Source organism: Pseudomonas sp. UBA3153 (assembly GCF_002364635.1).
In the GTDB taxonomy this organism is placed as follows: domain Bacteria; phylum Pseudomonadota; class Gammaproteobacteria; order Pseudomonadales; family Pseudomonadaceae; genus Pseudomonas_O; species Pseudomonas_O kuykendallii.
Map to the genome: position 1 here is coordinate 22024 of NZ_DEYR01000064.1, position 19279 is coordinate 41302.

At 66.5% G+C, this 19279-nt stretch carries 15 protein-coding genes and 1 pseudogene; 9 read left to right on the forward strand and 7 right to left on the reverse strand.

Features of this window, described 5'->3' with window-relative positions:
- Positions 1-8 precede the first annotated feature (8 nt).
- Complete coding sequence (locus tag B2X67_RS15100; RefSeq protein ID WP_273228649.1) at positions 9-1397, reverse strand: sensor histidine kinase; 1389 nt, start codon at positions 1395-1397, stop codon at positions 9-11.
- Entirely contained in the window at positions 1390-2061 is a 672-nt protein-coding gene (locus B2X67_RS15105; protein ID WP_286785994.1) for a response regulator, read from the reverse strand. The genes B2X67_RS15100 and B2X67_RS15105 overlap by 8 nt, the downstream gene beginning before the upstream one ends.
- 201 nt (positions 2062-2262) lie before the next feature.
- Here B2X67_RS15105 and B2X67_RS15110 point away from each other — a divergent pair.
- The 5 genes and pseudogenes from B2X67_RS15110 (at position 2263) to B2X67_RS15130 (ending at position 7605) form a co-directional block, all read left to right on the forward strand.
- Positions 2263-3528, forward strand: a pseudogene (locus tag B2X67_RS15110) (OprD family porin).
- Between the two features lie 29 nt (positions 3529-3557).
- Positions 3558-4535 carry a Bug family tripartite tricarboxylate transporter substrate binding protein gene (locus B2X67_RS15115; RefSeq protein WP_286785995.1) on the forward strand — a complete coding sequence of 326 codons (978 nt, stop codon included), beginning with the start codon at positions 3558-3560 and terminating at the stop codon, positions 4533-4535.
- A gap of 63 nt (positions 4536-4598) precedes the next feature.
- Positions 4599-5057 carry a tripartite tricarboxylate transporter TctB family protein gene (locus B2X67_RS15120; protein ID WP_273228653.1) on the forward strand — a complete coding sequence of 153 codons (459 nt, stop codon included), beginning with the start codon at positions 4599-4601 and terminating at the stop codon, positions 5055-5057.
- A gap of 3 nt (positions 5058-5060) precedes the next feature.
- A complete protein-coding gene (locus tag B2X67_RS15125) occupies positions 5061-6575 on the forward strand; it encodes a tripartite tricarboxylate transporter permease (RefSeq protein WP_286785996.1) in 1515 nt (504 codons plus the stop codon).
- The gene (locus tag B2X67_RS15130) at positions 6568-7605 is read left to right on the forward strand and encodes an AbrB family transcriptional regulator (protein WP_286785997.1); all 1038 of its coding nucleotides are present in this window, start codon (positions 6568-6570) and stop codon (positions 7603-7605) included. The genes B2X67_RS15125 and B2X67_RS15130 overlap by 8 nt, the downstream gene beginning before the upstream one ends.
- A gap of 42 nt (positions 7606-7647) precedes the next feature.
- Here B2X67_RS15130 and B2X67_RS15135 read toward each other — a convergent pair whose 3' ends face one another.
- Both B2X67_RS15135 and ung read right to left on the reverse strand, forming a co-directional pair.
- On the reverse strand, positions 7648-8415 hold the full coding sequence (locus tag B2X67_RS15135) for a TerC family protein (RefSeq protein WP_273228656.1): 768 nt from the start codon (positions 8413-8415) through the stop codon (positions 7648-7650).
- 535 nt (positions 8416-8950) lie between these two features.
- Positions 8951-9649, reverse strand: coding sequence for a uracil-DNA glycosylase (gene ung / locus B2X67_RS15140; protein WP_286785998.1), 699 nt, complete (start codon positions 9647-9649; stop codon positions 8951-8953).
- 77 nt (positions 9650-9726) lie between these two features.
- Here ung and B2X67_RS15145 point away from each other — a divergent pair, with 77 nt between their 5' ends.
- The 4 genes from B2X67_RS15145 (at position 9727) to B2X67_RS15160 (ending at position 13917) form a co-directional block, all read left to right on the forward strand.
- Complete coding sequence (locus B2X67_RS15145; RefSeq protein ID WP_286785999.1) at positions 9727-10584, forward strand: HDOD domain-containing protein; 858 nt, start codon at positions 9727-9729, stop codon at positions 10582-10584.
- 128 nt (positions 10585-10712) lie between these two features.
- Positions 10713-11876, forward strand: a complete 1164-nt coding sequence (locus B2X67_RS15150) for an isobutyryl-CoA dehydrogenase (protein ID WP_286786000.1) — start codon at positions 10713-10715, stop codon at positions 11874-11876.
- A gap of 68 nt (positions 11877-11944) precedes the next feature.
- A complete protein-coding gene (locus B2X67_RS15155) occupies positions 11945-12763 on the forward strand; it encodes an enoyl-CoA hydratase (protein ID WP_286786001.1) in 819 nt (272 codons plus the stop codon).
- A 47-nt stretch (positions 12764-12810) separates the two neighbouring features.
- Entirely contained in the window at positions 12811-13917 is a 1107-nt protein-coding gene (locus B2X67_RS15160; protein ID WP_286786002.1) for an enoyl-CoA hydratase/isomerase family protein, read from the forward strand.
- Positions 13918-13998: 81 nt separating this feature from the next.
- On the opposite strand, the gene B2X67_RS15165 is transcribed toward B2X67_RS15160, so the two are convergent.
- From B2X67_RS15165 to B2X67_RS15175, 3 genes are all read right to left on the reverse strand, one after another.
- Positions 13999-15372, reverse strand: coding sequence for an HlyD family type I secretion periplasmic adaptor subunit (locus tag B2X67_RS15165; protein WP_090229886.1), 1374 nt, complete (start codon positions 15370-15372; stop codon positions 13999-14001).
- Positions 15362-17518 (reverse strand): type I secretion system permease/ATPase, encoded by a 2157-nt coding sequence (locus B2X67_RS15170; RefSeq protein ID WP_286786003.1) that lies wholly within the window; start codon positions 17516-17518, stop codon positions 15362-15364. Before B2X67_RS15170 ends, B2X67_RS15165 begins: the two co-directional genes overlap by 11 nt.
- A gap of 159 nt (positions 17519-17677) precedes the next feature.
- Positions 17678-19036, reverse strand: coding sequence for a TolC family outer membrane protein (locus tag B2X67_RS15175; RefSeq protein WP_273228661.1), 1359 nt, complete (start codon positions 19034-19036; stop codon positions 17678-17680).
- Between the last annotated feature and the right edge of the window lie 243 nt (positions 19037-19279).

The following is a 19279-nucleotide window of genomic DNA, read 5'->3' on the forward strand; positions in this document are numbered from 1 at the left end:
CCCGCCACTCAGCCCGCTTCGGGGAAACGCACCCGCACCAGCAAACCGCCCTGGGCGCCCTCGTGGAGGCTGATCTGCGCCAGGTGGGCACGGCAGATCTCGCCGACGATCGCCAACCCCAGCCCGGCGCCGCCGACCTGAGGGTTGCGCCGGTAGAAGCGCTGGAAGACCTTGTCGCGCTCCGCCGCAGGAATCCCCGGACCGTCGTCCTCGACCTCCAGCGTCGCCGGCGCGACCACCCGCAGGATGACGTTGCCGCCGCTCGCGCTGTGCGCCATCGCGTTGTCCAGCAGGTTGCTCAGGAGCTCGTTGAGCAGCGTCGGCTCACCCATCACCCAGGCCGCGTCTTCCGCCTCCAGCGCGACGGCGATGCCCCGCGCATGGGCCAGCGGCGCCAGCGCCATGCCCAGCTCACGTGCCAGCGCCCCAAGCTCGATGCGCTCGGCGCCGCCCTCGGCGATGGCGCGCGCACCGCTCTCGATGCGCGCCAGGGACAGCAACTGGTTGGCCAGGTGGGTGAGCCGGTCGGTGTTGGCGGCGGCCTCCACCAGGGTGCGATGCCACTGCTCCGGCTCCCGCTCGCGCAACCCCAGTTCCACCCGCGCCTTGAGCGCCGCCAGTGGCGTGCGCAACTCGTGGGAGGCATCGGCGATGAAATCCGCCTGGCGCTGGAACAGCCCGCGCAGGCGCTCGGTGAACTGGTTGAGGGCGTCCACCAACGGCTTCAGTTCGGCCTGCACCGCCACCACCGGCAACGGGCGCAGGTCGTCGGCCTGGCGTTCCTCCACGGCGTTGCGCAGTTCGGTCAGCGGGCGCAGCGCCGCGCTCACCACCAGCCAGACCAGCCCCAGCGCCGCCAGCGACATCACCGCGAGGCGCCACAGAGTGTCCACCAGCAGCCCGCGTGCGAGGCGCTCGCGGGCTTCCTCGGTCTCGGCCACGCGGATTTCCGCCATGCCCTTGATGCTCTCCTCGCTCACCGGCCGCAGCAGGCTCACCACACGCACGTCGACGCCCTCGTAGCGCGCATCGTAGAAGCGCGCCAGGGCCGGATAGTCATTGGTGCGCGGCATCCCCTTCGGCGGGCCGGGCAGGTTCTCGTAGCCGGATACCAGGTTCCCCTCGATGTCGGTCACCTGGTAGAAGATGCGTCCCGCGTTGTCGTAGGCGAAGGTGTCCAGGGCCACGTAGGGCACATCGGCCTTGAGCCGGCCGTCGGTCTCGTAGAGCCCGGCGGAAATGGCCCGCGCCGAGGCCAGCAGGGTGCGGTCGTAGGCGGTGTCGGCAGCCTCGCGGGCGTTGAAGTAGGCGGTCAGGCTGCCTATCAGCAACAGAACCGTGAGCAGCGCGGCCAGGCGCAGCAGCAGCCGTCCGCGCAGGCTGCCGATTTCACGCATCCTGGTGTTCCAGCAGGTAGCCGAGGCCCCGGAAGGTGACGATGCGCACCGCGCTGCCTTCGAGTTTCCTGCGCAGGCGGTGGATGTAGATCTCGATGGCGTCCGGGCTCGCCTCCTGGTCCAGGCCGAACACCTGGGAAGCCAGCTGCTCCTTGCTCATCACCCGGCCCGGCCGGGCAATCAGCACCTCCAGCACCGCCTGCTCGCGGGAAGTGAGCGTCAGCACCTCGTCGTCGAGACTGAAGCGCCGGGTGCCGAGGTCGTAGAGCAACGGGCCGCAGCGTTGCTGCTGTTCGCCGCCGAGCACGCTGCGCCGCAGCAGCGCCTTGACCCGCGCCTCCAGCTCGCTGAGCTCGAAGGGTTTGGCCAGGTAGTCGTCCGCGCCGAGGTTGAGGCCATGCACCCGGTCCTTGACCTCGACGCGCGCGGTGAGCATCAGCACCGGCAGCGTCTTGCCCCGCTCGCGCAGGCGCGCCAGCACCTCGAAGCCATCCATGCGCGGCAACCCCACGTCGAGCACCGCCAGGGCGTAGTTCTCGCTGGCCAGGGCCAGGTCGGCAGCCACGCCGTCGTGCAGCACGTCCACCGTCCAGCCCACGGCCTTGAAGGCCTGGGCGACGCTCTCGGCCAGTTGGGGGTGGTCTTCGACCAGCAGGATTCGCAAGGCGGCACTCCGGAAGACGGGCGATCGGGCTGAAGTGTAACGGCCAGAAAGCCGCTGTGAATGACACCGGGAGATTTCTTTCACGCTGAAAGGCTGGCGAAAGTTTCAGCCCCTAGCATCCGGCCAGGGTGGCAAGAACCACCCAAAGACGCAGGCTCCTGGTCGGGCCGCGTTCACAAAAACAAGAATTGGAGACCACCGATGCTCACTGCATCCCGCCAGGCGCTGCCGCCTGTTCGCACCCTGACGCTCAGCCTCGTAGGCTGCTCGCTCGCCCCCTTCGCCCAGGCCGACTTCTTCGAAGACAGCTCGGCGACCCTGGAAGCCCGCAACATCTACCTGAACCGCGATTTCCGTGACGGCGCTGGCCAGTCGCGCCGCGACGAATGGGCCCAGGGCTTCATCCTCAACGTCGAGTCCGGCTACACCGAAGGCACCGTCGGCTTCGGCCTGGACGCCCTCGGCATGCTCGGCATCAAGCTCGACTCCGGTCGCGGCCAGAGCGGCACCGACCTGCTGCCGGTGCAGGACGACGGCGGCACCCCGGGCGAGTACGGCAAGCTTGGCCTCACCGCGAAGATGCGCTTTTCCAAGAGCGAGCTGCGCCTGGGCAGCCACATCCCCGAGCTGCCGGTTGTCAAGGCCAGCGACAGCCGCATCCTGCCCCAGGTGTTCGAGGGCGGCCTGCTGAGCTCGAAGGAGATCGCCGGCCTGACCTTCACCGGTGGTCGCCTGCGCGAGGTCAAGGACCGCGCCTCGACCAACTCCGAAGACATCGCGCTGAACAACAAGAACCGCCGCTTCGCCAGTGCCGCCAGCGGTTCGCACTTCGACCTGGCCGGCGCCGACTACGCCTTCAGCAAGCAGCTCACCGGGCGCTACTACTTCGCCGAACTGGATGACGTCTACCGCCAGCACTTCCTCGGCCTGCTCGCCAGCCAGCCCCTGGGCGCCGGCACCCTCAGCGCCGACCTGCGCTACGCCATCAGCGACGACAGCGGCCGCGCCGAAGCCGGCAAGGTGGACAATCGCGCGCTCAACGGCATGCTCAGCTACGCCCAGGGCAGCCACAAGTTCGCTCTCGGCTAACAGCGCATGAGCGGCGACACCGGTTTCGCCTACATCGATGGCAGCGACCCCTTCCTGGTCAACTTCGTGCAGATCAACGACTTCGCCAACGCCGACCAGCGTTCCTGGCAAGCCCGCTACGACCTGAACTTCGCCGCCATGGGCGTGCCCGGCCTGAGCTTCCTGACCCGCTACATCAGCGGCGACAACGCCAAGGTCACCGGCAGCACCGAGGAAGGCCGCGAGTGGGAGCGCGATGTCGAGTTCAAGTACGTGGTTCAGAGCGGCGCGCTCAAGGACCTGACCTTCCGTGCCCGCCATGCGGGATTCCGTTCTACCTTCGCCCGTGATGCGGACGAGCTACGCCTGATCGTCAGCTACGCCCTGCCGATCTGGTGATTCACAATAAGACCCAAAGGAGAACACCGATGAAGATTGCCCTCACCCGCCTTGCCCTGGCTGCGTCCTGCCTACTGATCTCGGGCCAGTTGCTGGCCGAACCCAAGCGTCCCGAGTGCATCGCACCGGCCGCGCCCGGCGGCGGCTTCGACCTCACCTGCAAGCTGGCCCAGAGCGCCCTGGTGGACGCCAAGCTGCTGAGCAAACCGATGCGCGTCACCTACATGCCCGGCGGCGTCGGCGCGGTCGCCTACAACGCCGTAGTCGCCCAGCGCCCGGCCGACGCCGGCACCCTGGTGGCCTGGTCCAGCGGTTCGCTGCTCAACCTCGCGCAGGGCAAGTTCGGCCGTTTCGACGAGAACGCCGTGAAGTGGCTGGCCGCCGTGGGTACCAGCTACGGCGCCATCGCGGTGAAGAGCGACTCGCCCTACAAGACCCTCGACGATCTGGTCGCGGCACTGAAGAAAGACCCGGGCAAGGTGGTGATCGGCTCCGGCGGCACCGTGGGCAGCCAGGACTGGATGCAGACCGCGCTGATCGCCAAGGCCGCCGGGATCAACCCGCGCGACCTGCGCTACGTGGCCCTGGAAGGCGGCGGCGAGATCGCCACCGCGCTGCTCGGAGGACATATCCAGATCGGCTCCACCGACATTTCCGACTCCATGCCGCACATCCAGAGCGGCAACATCCGCATCCTCGCCGTGCTCTCGGAAAACCGTATGGACGAGCCGGAAATGAAGGACATCCCCACCGCCAAGGAGCAGGGCTACGACATCGTCTGGCCGGTGGTTCGCGGCTTCTACCTCGGGCCGAAGGTCAGCGATGAGGATTACGCCTGGTGGAAGGACTCGTTCGACAAGATGCTCGCCTCCGAAGACTTCGCCAAGTTGCGCGACCAGCGTGAGTTGTTCCCCTTCGCCCTGACCGGCGAGGAGCTGGATGCCTACGTGAAGAAGCAGGTGGCGGAATACAAGTCGCTGGCCAAGGAATTCGGGCTGATCCAGTAAGCCTTTCGGCTTCAGCACCCCGTTCACTCATCCAGTTCGAGCATCTCCAACGAGGATTCTTCCATGATCCTGCAACGCCTTTTCGCCCTGGTTCTGCTGGCCGTATGCGCCGCCCTGGCCGTGATGGCCTGGCCCTACCAGGCTGCATTTTCCTATGAACCGGTCGGACCCCGGGCCTACCCGTTGCTGATGCTCGGGCTGATGAGCCTGGGCCTGCTGTACCTGGCCATCCGCCCCACCCCCATCGTGCACAAGGAAGACGAGCCGCAACTGGACCGCGAAAGCCTGATCAAGATCGCCGCCTGCGTCGGTCTGCTGATCGTCCTGGCCGCCACCTTCGAGTCGCTGGGTTTCATCCTCAGCGCGATCCTGGTCGGCCTGCCCATGGCACGCCTGTATGGCGGCCGCTGGCTGCCCGGCGCCGTCGTCGTGGTGGGCATGAGCATCTTCCTCTACTGGCTGTTCGATCGCGTGATGGACGTGCCCCTGCCCCTAGGCCTGCTGAGCGCACTGGAGAACTGACACATGGATACTTTGAGCTACCTGGGCCAGGGCTTCGGCGTCGCCCTGAGCCCCTACAACCTGGTCACCGCCCTCACCGGCACCCTGATCGGCACCGTGGTCGGCCTGCTGCCGGGCCTGGGCCCGATCAACGGCGTGGCCCTGCTGATCCCCATCGCCTTCGCCCTGGGCCTGCCACCGGAATCGGCGCTGATCCTGCTGGCCGCGGTCTACCTGGGCTGCGAATACGGCGGCCGGATCAGTTCGATCCTGCTGAACATCCCCGGTGAAGCCTCCACCGTGATGACCACCCTCGACGGTTACCCCATGGCGCGTCAGGGCCTGGCCGGCGTGGCCCTGTCGCTGTCGGCGTGGAGCTCGTTCATCGGCGCGCTGATCGCCACCTGCGGGATGGTGCTGTTCGCCCCGCTGCTGGCGAAATGGGCGATCGCCTTCGGGCCGGCGGAGTACTTCGTGCTGATGGTGTTCGCCATCGTCGCCCTGGGCGGCATGGCTGGCGACAAGCCGCTGAAGACCTTCATCGCCGCGCTGATCGGCCTGTTCCTCTCCACCGTGGGTATCGATGCCAACAGCGGTGTGTACCGCTTCACCGGCGACAACGTGCACCTGGCCGACGGCATCCAGTTCGTGGTGCTGGTGCTGGGCCTGTTCTCCATCAGCGAGATCCTCCTGCTGCTGGAAAAGACCCACCATGGCCACGCAGCGGTCAAGGCCACCGGGCGCATGCTGTTCAACATGAAGGAAGCGGCCTCGGTGTTCGTCGTGAACATCCGCTGCGGCCTGCTGGGCTTCTTCATGGGGGTACTGCCGGGCGCCGGCGCGACCCTGGCCAGCGCCGTGGCCTACATGACCGAAAAACGCATGGCCGGAGACAAGGGCAATTTCGGCAAGGGCGACATGCGCGGCCTGGCAGCCCCGGAAACCGCCATCGGCGCGTCCTGCTGCGGTGCTCTGGTGCCCATGCTGACCCTCGGCGTACCCGGCTCGGGCACCACCGCGGTGATGATCGGCGCGCTGACCCTGTACAACATTACCCCCGGCCCGCTGCTGTTCCAGCAACAGCCTGACCTCGTCTGGGGCCTGATCGCCTCGCTGTTCGTCGCCAACATCATGCTGGTGATCCTGAACATCCCGATGATCCGCATCTTCACCCGCATCCTCGCCGTACCGAACTGGGCGCTGGTGCCGGTGATCGCCATCATCACCGCGATCGGCGTGTACGCAGTGCATGCCACCACCTTCGACCTGTTCCTGATGGTCGGCATCGGCATCATGGGCTACATCCTGCGCAAGCTGGACTTCCCCCTGTCGCCGATCCTGCTGGGCTTCATCCTTGGCGGGCTGATGGAGCAGAACCTGCGCCGTGCGCTGTCGATCTCCAACGGCGAACTGGGCATCCTCTGGTCGAGCCCGATCAGCATGAGCACCTGGGCCCTGGTGGTGGTGATGCTGGCCCTGCCGCTGCTGCGCATCTGGCGCCGCCGCAGCGCCCGGCAGCGCACCCTGGCCGATGCGTGATGGCTGGCGCGCCTGGTGGGCGACCCCACTCGTAGGCGCGCTGGGCGGGCTGCTGGCCAGCCTCGCCCACTGGCCCCTGCCATGGATGATCGGCGCCCTGGTGGCGGTCATCCTGTTCCGCTGCACCACCCCCTGGCAGATCCGTGATCTGCCAGGCGGCCGCAAGACCGGTCAATGCATCATCGGCGTCGGCATCGGCCTGCACTTCAGCCCCGAAGTGGTGGAGCAGGTGCTGGCGCACTTCTGGCTGATCCTCTTCGGCGCCCTGTTCACCCTCCTCTCCAGCGTCGCCGCCGTGTGGCTGCTGCGGCGCACCGGCGAAGACCCGGCCACCGCGTTCTTTTCCTGCATGCCCGGCGGCTCCGGGGAGATGGTCAACCTCGGCCAGCGTCACGGCGCGGTACTCAGCCGGGTAGCCGCGGCGCAAAGCCTGCGGGTGGTGGCCCTGGTGCTCTGCGTGCCGACGATCTTCAAACTGCTGATGGGCGACGGCGACGCGCAGTTCCAGGCGGCGCCGGTGGACGGGCTCTGGCTGGCCGTGCTGCTGCCGGCCGGCGCGCTGCTCGCCTGGCTATGGCAACGCCTGCAGCAGCCGAACCCGTGGCTGTTCGGCCCGCTGCTGGTGAGCGCCACCGCGAGCATCGTCTGGAACCTGCACATCGGCCTGCCGCACGGTGCCAGCCAGCTTGGCCAATTGCTCATCGGCAGCGGGCTGGGCTGTCATTTCGACCGTGCATTCTTCCGCCGCGCACCGGCGTTCCTGCTGCGCACGCTGTTTTCCACGGCCTTGATGATGGCGCTCGCCACGCTGGCGGCATTCGCCCTGGGCGCGCTGACGGCGCTGGATATCCGCTCGCTGACGCTGGGCATGATGCCCGGCGGGATCGCCGAGATGAGCCTCACGGCGGAGACCCTGGCGCTGTCGGTGCCGCTGGTGACGGCGATGCAGGTGATGCGTCTGCTGCTGGTGCTGTTCCTCGCCGAACCGCTGTTCCGGATCTGGCGCAGACGCCTGGATGAAGGGAGGTGAAACACGCCTCCCTCCCCGCACGGGAGAGGGAGGCGTCGCGGCTCATTCGCCGCCGGGAATGTCCTTGCGCAGCTTGACCGGGTCGTTCTGCTTGCGGCCCAGCTTGGTGCGCAGGCGGATGTTCAGCGCCTCGACACCCAGCGAGAAGGCCATCGCGAAGTAGACATAGCCCTTCGGCACGTGGACCTCGAAGGCTTCGGCGATCAGCACCGTACCGACCACGATGAGGAACGACAGGGCGAGCATCTTCAGCGACGGGTGCTTTTCGATGAAGTCGCTGATGGTGCCGGCGGCCAGCATCATCACCATCACCGCGACGACGATCGCGGCGATCATCACCGGGACGTGGGCGACCATGCCGACCGCGGTGATCACCGAGTCCAGCGAGAAGACGATGTCGATGATGGCGATCTGGATGATGGTGCCGACGAAACCGCTGGCCTTGCTTTTCGGCTCTTCGCCGGCGGTTTCGTCTTCGCCCTCGAGGCCGTGGTAGATCTCCGAACTGCTCTTCCAGAGCAGGAACAGGCCGCCGAAGAAGAGGATCAGGTCACGCCCGGAAATCCCCTGGCCGAGGACATGGAACAGGTCCGCCGTTAGGCGCATCACCCAGGTGATCGACAGCAGCAGCAGAATCCGCGTGACCATCGCCAGCGCCAGCCCGAAGAAGCGCGTCTTCGGCTGCATGTGCTTGGGCATCCGCCCCACCAGGATCGAGATCATGATGATGTTGTCGATGCCGAGGACGATTTCCAGGGCGGTCAGGGTGAAGAAGGCAATCCAGATTTCCGGATTGGTGAGCCATTCCATGATGGTTCCTCTAGGGAGTTCGAGAGTGTTCGGATGACGCTAAACGTGGCGACCCGGAAGCCCGGACTTCCTGCCTGCCCGGGCTTTTGCCGTTCGCATCAGACGCCGCCGTGGCCGGGAAAATCCCCGTCGGCGAAACCGCCGAGCAGGATACAGGCGCGGATGCCGACTGCCCACTTCGAGGTGAGGCGCGGCTCGTCAGGCCCGATCCTCGCCCGCCCGTCCGCAGACCGGGCAACGAAAGCGGCGCACAGGGCAGACGCGCCGGCTGTCGACGATCGAGCAACGTCAGCATCGGTTCAGGGCACGGCATGCTGTCAGCGCAACGTTTCTGGCGCAGAGCAAACGATCGGCGGGAGAGACTGGAAGAGCGGCAAGGGACGTTTCATGGCGATCACCGTTGTTGTTTTTGTAACTGGCTCTGTGGCCAGGCGCCGATCGGAATCGGCGGCACGTCGATCCTAATGCGGCGAGCTTTCGCTCACCTTTCGCTGGAAATCGCGCAAAAACCGGCGCCCGGGCGTAGCGCCGGCACTCAAGGCGCGTCCGGCAGGCGCCAATCGATGGGCTCCAGGCCCTGTTGCTGCAGGTACTTGTTGGTGCGACTGAAATGCCCGTTGCCGTTGAAGCCGCGGTGCGCGGAGAGCGGCGAGGGATGCGCGGACTTCAACACCAGGTGCTTGGTCGCATCGATGAGCTTTTGCTTGCCCTGCGCGTGGGAGCCCCAGAGCAGGAACACCAGGTGCGGGCGCCGCTCGCTCACCACCTCGATGATGCGGTCGGTGAACGGCTGCCAGCCCTTCGCCGCGTGGGAGCCGGCATTGCCCTGCTCCACCGTCAGCGAAGTGTTCAGCAGCAGCACGCCCTGTTCCGCCCAGTGCTGCAGGTAGCCGTGGCGCGGGATGTTGATGTTCAGGTCGCGCTTGAGCTCCTTGTAGATGTTCTGCAGCGACGGCGGAGTGGGCACGCCCGGCTGTACCGAGAAGCACAGGCCGTGGGCCTGGCCGGGCCCGTGGTAGGGGTCCTGACCGAGTATCACCACCTTCACCTGATCGAGCGGCGTGGAGTTCAAGGCATTGAAGATCAGCGGCCCGGGCGGGAAAACGACCTTGCCGGCCGCCTTCTCCTGGCGCAGAAACTCGCTAAGCTGCCGCATGTAGGGTTTGTCGAACTCGTCGCGCAATACGGCCTTCCAGCCTGCCTCGAGCTTGATCCGATCCTGCGTCTGCGCCATGGTGCACCTGCCGTGAAAGTAGCCGCGGCACCCTAGGAAAGCCTCACCGGCTTGTCAATCTGCAATAGCGAGCCCCCATGCAAAGCCAACCCCATGCCGACGCCAGAAACCTGCGTCTCGCCCTCCTCGACCGCTTTCTGCGCGGCGAGGCCCGAGTCCCGCAGATGCCCGAGAACGCCGAAGCCATCCGGCGCCTGCTGGAAGATTCACGGACCCAGCTGGAACAGTTGTCACGGGTGATCAACGGCGACCCGGCGCTGGCCGCCTACCTCATGCAGTTCGCCGAGAACCCGCTGTTCAAGACCGGCCGCCCCTGCCAGCACCTGCGCGACGTCCTCGGCCGCCTGGGCATCCGCAACCTCAACAACCTGGTTCTGGCGTTCTCCCTGCGCAACCTGTTCACCAGCACCGAACCGACCTTGCAGCGGGTCTTCCGCAACCGCTGGAAGAACGCCCAGCTGCGCGCCGCCTACAGCGCGGCGCTGTGCGGCCGCTGCCCGGGCATTGCCGTGGAGGATGCCCTGCTCGCCGGCTTGCTGCAGGACATCGGCAGCCTGCCCCTGCTCGACGAGATCGGCCGCTGGCCGGACGCGCCGCGCGAGGAAGACGAACTGCACGCGCTCTGCGACGCCATCTCCGGGCCGATCGGGGTGATCTTGCTGACCAGCTGGAACCAGGTGCCGGCAATCGTCGATGTCACCCGTCACCGCGACGACTGGCAGCGCGAACACGCCGGCAAGGCCGATCTGGCCGATCTGGTGCAGGTCGCCAGCCTGCTGCAACAACCCCGCGACGAGGCACCCTTGGCGCAGTTGCCCGCGCTCCGCCGCCTGTTTCCCGACGCCGACCATGCGGCGCTGGCGCAGCAACTGGGCGAGGAGGTTCCAGGCGAAGCGGCGTTCTGGCTCAAGCTGCTGGGTGGCAAGGCCAACTGAAAACGGCATGACGCCCGCCGGAGAATGAGGCAACCTGAGGGCGTCCAGAGGCCGGCAGCCACGAGCGGCCCGCCCTGCAACCCTCGCACCGAGGGCATAACAAGAACAACGTACCCACGAGGACGCCCATGGATTTCGAATTCTCCGAAGAGCAGCGCCTGCTGATCGAAAGCGCACGCACCTTCGCCTGCCGCGAACTGGCGCCGCACGCCGCGGACTGGGACCGCGACCACCATTTCCCGGTGGATGTCATTCGCCTCGCCGCCGACCAGGGCTTCCTGGCGCTCTACCTCGACGAGGCGGACGGCGGGCTTGGCCTGTCGCGGCTCTCCGCCTCGCTGATCTTCGAACAGCTGGCCGCCGGCTGCGTCGCCACCACGGCCTTCCTCACCATCCACAACATGGCCAGCTGGATGCTCGCGCGCTTCGCCGAACCTGCGTTGAAGGACGCTTGGCTGCCGCGCCTGATCAGCGGCGAACTGCTCGCCTCCTACTGCCTCACCGAGCCGGACGCCGGCTCCGATGCCGCGCACCTGCGCACCCGCGCGCGCCGCGAGGGCGACAGCTACGTGATCGACGGCAGCAAGTGCTTCATTTCCGGCGCCGGCAGCACCCAGGTGCTGATCGTGATGGCGCGCACCGGCGAAGACGGCGCCCGTGGCATTTCCTGCTTCCTGGTGCCCGGCGATGCCGAGGGCGTGCGCTACGGGCGCAACGAACTGAAAATGGGCTGGCGCGCACAGCCGACCCGCACCATCACCTTCGAGGGCGTGCGCATCCCCGCTGGCAACCGCATCGGCCCGGAAGGCCAGGGCTTCGTCTACGCGATGAAGGGCCTGGATGGCGGGCGCATCAACATCGCCAGCTGTTCGCTGGGCGCCGCCGAGGCCGCGCTGGAGCAATCGCTGCGCTATGTGGAGGAACGCAAGCAGTTCGGCAAGCCGCTGGCGGAGTTCCAGGCGCTGCAGTTCAGGCTCGCCGACATGCTCACCGACCTCGTCGCCAGCCGGCAGATGGTCCGTCTCGCCGCGCACAAGCTCGACGCGGGCGACGCCGAGGCCAGCCTGTATTGCGCGATGGCCAAGCGTTTCGCCACCGACCATTGCTTCGAGCTGTGCAACCAGGCCCTGCAACTCCACGGCGGTTACGGCTATCTCAACGATTACCCGCTGGAGCGCTGGGTACGCGACAGCCGCGTGCACCAGATCCTGGAAGGCACCAACGAGATCATGCGGGTGATCATCGCGCGGCGCCTGCTCGAACAGGGCGGCATGCTCGACCGGATTGCGTAGGTGCGCCGCGGTGTGCGGCGCGCACGATGTTTCCCGCCAGGACTTGAGAAGAACACAGGAGGATTCGCATGAGCAATGCACTGGAACCCTACAAAACCCAGTTATTCGACCTGACCCACAAACTCACCGTGGAGAAGCACGGCAACACCGCCCTGCTGACCATCAACAACCCGCCGGCCAACACCTGGGAGCGCGAGTCGCTGATCGGCCTGCGGCAGCTGATCGAGCACCTCGACCGCGACGATGACATCTATGCGCTGGTCATCACCGGGCGCGGCGAGAAGTTCTTCAGCGCCGGGGCCGACCTCAAGCTGTTCGCCGATGGCGACAAGGCCCGCGCCCGCGAGATGGCCCGGCTGTTCGGCGAGGCCTTCGAGGCGCTGCGCGACTTCCGCGGCGTGTCGATTGCCGCGATCAACGGCTACGCCATGGGTGGCGGACTGGAGTGCGCACTGGCCTGCGACATCCGCATCGCCGAGCGCCAATCGCAGCTGGCCCTGCCGGAAGCCTCGGTCGGCCTGCTGCCGTGTGCTGGCGGAACCCAGGCACTGCCCTGGCTGGTGGGCGAAGGCTGGGCCAAGCGCATGATCCTCTGTGGCGAGCGCGTGGATGCGGAAACCGCGCTGCGCATCGGCCTGGTCGAGCAGGTCGTCGATGCCGGCGAGGCGCGCGGCCACGCGCTCCTCCTCGCGGCGCGCGTCGCACGGCAGAGCCCGGTGGCGGTGCGCGCGATCAAGCCGCTGATCCAGGGCGCCCGCGAACGCGGCCCGAGCACCTGGCTGGCCCAGGAGCGCGAGCGCTTCGTCGACCTGTTCGACGCCGAAGATACCCGCGAGGGCGTCAACGCCTTCCTCGAAAAACGCGACGCCCGCTGGCGCAACCGCTGAACGACAACCAGATGCGAGGCCACGCGCCTCGCGATGGGAACCCAAGAATGAATGTGCTCTTTCAGGAACTCCCCGCGCTGCACGGCGTGCGCATCGGCATCGCCACGCTGGATGCGGAAAAAAGCCTCAACGCCCTGAGCCTGGCGATGAACGAGGCCCTCGACGACAAGCTGACGGCCTGGGCCAACGACCCGGGCATCGTCTGCGTGATGCTGCGCGGCAATGGCACCAAGGCGTTCTGCGCCGGGGGCGACGTGCGCAAGCTGGTCGAAGCCTGCCGCGAGCAGCCCGGCGAGGTGCCGGCTCTGGCGGCGCGTTTCTTCGCCGCCGAGTACCGCCTCGATCATCACCTCCACCGCTTCCCGAAGCCGCTGATCGCCTGGGGCCATGGCTACGTGATGGGCGGCGGCATGGGCCTGTTGCAGGGCGCCTCGCTGCGCATCGTCACCCCGAGCTCGCGGCTGGCGATGCCGGAAATCAACATCGGCCTGTACCCGGACGTCGGCGCCAGCTGGTTCCTTTCACGCCTGCCGGGCAAGCTCGGAACCTTCCTCGGCCTCACCGCCAGCCAGATGAATGCGCGCGATGCGCTGGATCTGAACCTCGCCGACCGCTTCCTGCTCGACGAACAGCAGGACGAGCTGCTCGAAGGGATGGTCCAGCTGAACTGGCTGGAACAGCCGGAGATGCAGCTGATCAGCCTGCTCAGGTCGCTGGAACACGAAGCCCGCGATCAGCTCCCGGCGGCCCAGTGGCTGCCACGCCGGGAACGCCTGGACGACCTGCTCGACGTCGCCGACCTGCCTGCCGCCTGGCGGGCGATCGCCGCGCTGCGCGACGACCCGGACAGCCTGCTGGCGCATGCCGGCAAGACCCTCGCCGAAGGCTGCCCTCTGACCGCGCACCTCGTCTGGCAACAGATCGCCCGCGCGCGCCACATGTCGCTCGCCGAAGTGTTCCGCATGGAATACGCGATGAGCCTCAACTGCTGCCGCCACCCTGAATTCAGCGAAGGCGTGCGTGCGCGTCTGGTGGACAAGGACCACGCCCCGCGCTGGCACTGGCCGGATGTCGCGAGCATCCCGGACGCGGTCATCGAGGCGCACTTCGAACCGACCTGGGAAGGCGAGCATCCGCTGGCGGATTTGCGCTAGTGACCCGTGGCTTGCCCGGCCGACGCCCCTCGTCGGCCGGGCGGCCGCCTGTCGACGGCGTCGAAGGCGGAAAGCCAGAACTCAGCGTTCGCGCAACGCTTCGGCGCGGGCGCGGAGGATCGGCTTGAGCAGGTAGCTGAGGATGCTCTTCTTGCCGGTCATGATGTCCACGGAGGCGACCATGCCGGGGATGATCAGCAGCGGCGCCTCGTCGGAACCCAGGTGGCTCCTGTCCGTGCGCAACTGGATCAGGTAGAAGCTGTTGCCGTCCTCGTCCGTCACCGTGTCCGCGCCGATCTGTTCCAGCTTGGCCTGCAGGCCGCCGTAGATCGTGTAGTCGTAGGCGGTGAACTTGACCACCGCCTTCTGCCCCGGATGGAGGAAGGCGATGTCCTGCGGACGGATGCGCGCCTCGACCAGCAGGTTGTCGTCCAGCGGCACGATTTCCACCAGGTCGCTGCCCGGCTGGATCACCCCGCCGATGGTGTTGACCAGCATCTGCTTGACGATGCCGCGCACGGGCGAGGTCACCAGCGTGCGGCTGACGCGGTCTTCCAGCGCCTTGCCGGTCGCCTGCGCCTTGCTCAGGTCGGTGCGCGCCTCGTTCAGGTTGCCGAGGGCCTCGCTGCGAAAACGCCCGCGGGTCTCGTCGATCTTGCGCTGGACTTCCTTGATTGCCGCCTGGGCGCGCGGAATGGCCAGGTCGGTGGCCTCCATCTGCCCGCGGTTCTCGATCTCGGAGCGGCGCAGGCGCAGCACCTCGACCTGGGAAATCGCACCTTCCGCCACCAGCGGCTCGGACATGCGGATTTCCTGGCTGAGCAGTTCCAGGCTGCGAGCGTACTGGCTGCGCTTGGAGCCGAACTCGCGCAGTTCCTGCTGGCGCTGGACCAGTTGCTCCTCGAGGCCGCCGATTTCGTCCTTGAGTTGCTGCTGGCGGCTCTTGAACAGCGCCAGTTCGCTCTGCGCAAGACCGGGAGCGGCCTTGACCAGATCGGGCGAGAGTTCCAGTTCGGTGCCATCGACTTCCGCCTGCAGGCGTTCGACACGGGCCTGCATCGCCAGCCGATCGGCCTCGGTTTCACCGACGTTGGAGGTGAAGCGGGTGTCGTCCAGGCGCAGCAGCGGCGCGCCGGCTTCGACGATCTGCCCTTCGCGGACGAACAGCTCGGCGACGATGCCGCCCTCGAGGTTCTGGATCTTCTGCAGCTTGGAGGACGGAATGGCCTTGCCGTCGCCGCGGGTGACCTCGTCGACCACCGCGAAATGCGCCCACACCAGGCCGAAGACGAAGAATCCGACCAGCACCCAGATGGTCAGCCGGATGACCCGCGGGGCATCCTCCACCAGCGCCTTGTCAACCTCCGGCACCGGTTGCCCGGCCAGCGAATCACCGCCGTTGAAATAACCACGCAGGGCGCTGAACAGCCCCTGTCTACGCGAATCAGGCGACATTGATCTGCCCCTTCTTCAAGGCTTCCATCACTGCTTCCTTGGGTCCATCGGCGATGATCTGGCCCTTGTCGACGATGATCAGACGGTCCACCAGGCTGAGCATCGAGGAGCGGTGCGTGACCAGCAGCAAGGTCTTGTTCTGGATGACGGCGGCGAGACGCTGCTTGAGCCGCTCCTCGCCGGGGTTGTCCATGGCGCTGGTCGGTTCGTCGAGCAGCAGGATCGGCGGGTCGAGCAGCAGCGCGCGGGCCAGGGCCACGTTCTGCCGTTGACCACCGGACAACTGGTGGCCGCGCTCGCCCACCTGCAGCTCGTAGCCTTCCGGATGCAGGCGGGCGAATTCGTGCACGCCGGCCAGTTCGGCCGCGCGCAGGACGCGTTCGTCCTCCACGTAGCGCGCACCGGACACCAGGTTGTCGCGCAGGCTGCCGCTGAGCAGCTGGATGTCCTGCGGGACATAGCCGACGTTGTGGCGCAGGTCGCTGACATCGAGCTGGCGCACGTCCACGCCGTCCACCAGCAGGCTGCCGGCGTCCGGTTCGTAGAGGCCGATCAGCAGCTTGGCCAGCGAACTCTTGCCGGAGCCGCTGCGGCCGATGATGCCGATCTTCTCGCCGGGACGAACGACCAGGTTGACCCCGCTGAGCGCGGCGTTCTGCTGGTTCGGGTAGTGGAATTCCAGGCCGCGGCATTCGATGGCGCCCTGCAGCGACTGGCGGACCAGCGGGCGCTGGTTCTCCTTGCGTTCCTGCGGCAGCTCCATCATCTGGTCGATGTTGACCATGGTCAGACGCGCCTGCTGGTAGCGCGTGAGCAGCCCGGAGAGCTGCCCCAGCGGCGCCATGGCGCGACCGTTAAGCATGTAGCAGGCGATCAGCCCGCCCATGCTCAGCTTGCCGTCGATGATCAGGTAGACGCCCAGCACGATCATCACCACGCCGGCCAGCTGCAGGATCAGCTGGGTGATGTTCAGCGCCAGGCTGGAGAGCATCTTCGCCCGCAGCTCGAGCCGGCCGAGGGTGCCGATGGTCTGCTCCCACTGATACTGGCGCTCGCTCTCGGCGTTGTTCGCCTTGATCGCGTCGAGCCCGGAAAGGGTCTCGATCAGGCTCGACTGACGCTCGGCGGACAGCGCCATGGTGCGGTTGAGGGTTTCCGCCAGCGAACGCTGCAGGACCCAGCCGATCGCCAGCGCCAGCGGGAACGCCAGCAGCGGAATCCACACCAGGTGCCCGCCGAGGATGGCGATCACCGCCAACACCAGCAGGGTGAACGGCATGTCGATCACGCTGGTCATGGTCAGCGAGGCGAGGAAGTCGCGCAGCGTCTGAAACTCGTGGATGTTCTGCGCGAAACTGCCGACCCGCGCCGGGCGCATGCGCATGGCCATGCCGGCGATGCGCTCGAACAGCGTCGCCGAGATGATCATGTCGGTCTTCTTGCCGGCCAGGTCCAGGCACAGGCCGCGCATGGTCTTGAGCAGCAGGTCGAACAGGTAGGCCCCGGAAATGCCGATCGCCAGTACCCAGAGCGTCGACGCGGCCTGGTTCGGCACCACGCGGTCGTAGACGTTCATCACGAACAGCGGCGCGAACAGACCGATCAGGTTGATCAGGAAACTGGCGGCGATGGCATCGACATACAGCCAGCGGGAGCGCCGGAGGGTGTCGCGGAACCAGGCGCGCGCACGCGGGACCAGGTTGCCGTGGTTGAGGTCGTATTTATGCCGCGGCTGCGCGAAGAACACCTCGCCGCTGTAGTCGGCGGCGAGGTGCTCGGCATCCACGAGCGCCTCGCCGCCCTCGCTCTCGCTTAGCATCAGCCGATAGCGGCCCTGCTCGTCGCGACCCAGCAGGATCGCCGAACGGCCTTCCTTGAGCAGCAGCAACGCCGGCAGCGCGAGCTGCGGGATCTGCCCCAGGCTGCGACGCAGCAATCGGCCCTGCAGCCCCACCCGTGCGGCGGCGCGCGGCAGCAGGTCGGCGCTCAGGCGCTGATCCGGCAACGGCAGGCCCGCTGTCAGGATCGCCCGACTGGCGGGTCGCTGATGGAGCATGCACAGAGACAACAGACTATCGAGCAGAGGGTCGTCGTAGCGGCTACGCGGATCGCCTCCGGGCTGCGCTTGACTGGCTTGGGACACCACGCGGGAACACTCTCGTGACGGAGGAAAGGAAAGTCCGACAACCACCGAAGGTCGCGGCCGGGCCGCATGCTCCAGCATTTCGGCGGCCCGCACCAGAGCGGAACGACGAAATCCGGCCTCGCCGTGCAGTCCCCGCCGGACGGCGGGGACTGCGGTGCATCAGTTCAGGCCGGGCAGCTGGACCTTGGTCTTGACGTCGGACATCGCGGTCGAGGCCATCGGCGCGACCACGCCCTGGCTCTTCAGCAGGTCACCCATGGTCGCCTTGATGCGGTACTGGGTCATCAGCTCGATGAAGTTGACGTCGGAGAGGCGGCGTTGCGCGGTGAACAGTTCGTTCTCGCTGTCCAGCAGGTCGAGCAGGGTGCGCTCGCCAAGACCGAACTGCTTCTGGTAGGCCTCACGCACACGCTTGCTGAAACCGACGTTGTCCTCGGCGATCGGCTTCTGCGTGCGGGCGTTTTCGAGGGCGTTCCAGGCCAGGCCGAGCTCTTCGTTGAGCTGGCGCAGGGCGTTGTTGCGGATGTCCAGCGCTTCGTTGATCTGGTAGCTGCGGGCTTCCAGCGTGGCCTTGTTGCTGCCACCCGAATACAGGTTGTAGCGCATGCGCAGCATCGCCTGCCATTCGTTGGAGTGACCTTCGATGCCATCGATGTTGTTATCGAAGCTCTGCGAAACCTCGGCGTCGACGCGTGGCAGGAAGGCCGACTTGGCGGCGGCGTACTGGCTTTCGGTGGCGGCCACGTCGGACTCGGCCGAACGCAGGCTCGGGTTGGTCGCGACCATCTGCTGCTTGGCTTCGGCGAGGGTCGCCGGGAGCAGGCCGTTGAGGCTGTTGGGCATGCTCAGATCGGTCGGCTCGCTGCCGATGACGCTATAGTAGTTGACCCGCGCATCAGCCAGGTTGGTCTGCTCGGTGATCAGGTTGTTGCGCGCCAGAGCCAGACGCGCGTCGGCCTGGTCACGGTCGGCGGTGCTGCCGACGCCACGCTGGCTGCGCAGGCTGATTTGGTCATAGATGCGCTGGTGGTTCTTGAAATTGTCCTCGGCCAGACGAACCAGCTCCTCGCGACGCAGCACTTCCAGGTACACCTGGATGGCGTCCAGCGCGGTCCTCTCGGAGGTGGCGAGCAGCCCGTAGGCGCGGGAATTGACGATGGCGGTCTGCCGGCCGACCTCTTCACGGGTGGCGGAACCGTCGTAGATCATCTGTTGCAGACGAATGGAGGATTCACCGCGGGTCAAGGTACGGTAATGATCGTTGTCGTTGCTGTTGAAACGGGTGGTGGTGTTGTCGGTGCCTTCGCGGCCGATGCCGGCGAGGATGTCGACCGACGGCAGGTATGCACCGCGAGCCGCTTTCAATTGATAATCGGCCGCCATACGACCGTTGATGCCTGCCTGCACTTCCGGGTGATTCTCGATGGCTTGCTGGACGGCTTCCGTCAGTGTCTGTGCCTGGGCGTGAACGGTGATCGCCAGGGAAAGCGGGAGCAGAGCTAAATAGGGAAGACGCATTTATGATTTCCTTGTTTGACGGTGACTGCGCGCATCGCGCAGCCAAAAAACCATTCCTTCGTACACCTTTCCACCCAACTTTCGGAGGGCCTACAGGGCTTGAAGCGGTCGATCATGAAGTGCAATTAATATCAAAGTGACATGATGTAGCAGATTCTTTAGGATAGGCCTCATTTGGTCAAGACATTGGCGATTTTTCCCGGCAGGCGGACGCCATGCCAGATACTTGACGCAGCGTGTTTT

Bases quoted from the DNA above. Each gene is read 5' to 3' on its own strand.
- B2X67_RS15115 (WP_286785995.1), top strand. From the start codon at position 3,558: ATGAAGATTGCCCTCACCCGCCTTGCCCTGGCTGCGTCCTGCCTACTG.
- B2X67_RS15175 (WP_273228661.1), bottom strand. From the start codon at position 19,036: ATGCGTCTTCCCTATTTAGCTCTGCTCCCGCTTTCCCTGGCGATCACC.
- B2X67_RS15165 (WP_090229886.1), bottom strand. From the start codon at position 15,372: ATGTCGCCTGATTCGCGTAGACAGGGGCTGTTCAGCGCCCTGCGTGGT.
- B2X67_RS15130 (WP_286785997.1), top strand. From the start codon at position 6,568: ATGCGTGATGGCTGGCGCGCCTGGTGGGCGACCCCACTCGTAGGCGCG.
- B2X67_RS15100 (WP_273228649.1), bottom strand. From the start codon at position 1,397: ATGCGTGAAATCGGCAGCCTGCGCGGACGGCTGCTGCTGCGCCTGGCC.
- B2X67_RS15160 (WP_286786002.1), top strand. From the start codon at position 12,811: ATGAATGTGCTCTTTCAGGAACTCCCCGCGCTGCACGGCGTGCGCATC.
- B2X67_RS15120 (WP_273228653.1), top strand. From the start codon at position 4,599: ATGATCCTGCAACGCCTTTTCGCCCTGGTTCTGCTGGCCGTATGCGCC.
- B2X67_RS15125 (WP_286785996.1), top strand. From the start codon at position 5,061: ATGGATACTTTGAGCTACCTGGGCCAGGGCTTCGGCGTCGCCCTGAGC.
- B2X67_RS15150 (WP_286786000.1), top strand. From the start codon at position 10,713: ATGGATTTCGAATTCTCCGAAGAGCAGCGCCTGCTGATCGAAAGCGCA.
- ung (WP_286785998.1), bottom strand. From the start codon at position 9,649: ATGGCGCAGACGCAGGATCGGATCAAGCTCGAGGCAGGCTGGAAGGCC.
- B2X67_RS15135 (WP_273228656.1), bottom strand. From the start codon at position 8,415: ATGGAATGGCTCACCAATCCGGAAATCTGGATTGCCTTCTTCACCCTG.
- B2X67_RS15145 (WP_286785999.1), top strand. From the start codon at position 9,727: ATGCAAAGCCAACCCCATGCCGACGCCAGAAACCTGCGTCTCGCCCTC.
- B2X67_RS15155 (WP_286786001.1), top strand. From the start codon at position 11,945: ATGAGCAATGCACTGGAACCCTACAAAACCCAGTTATTCGACCTGACC.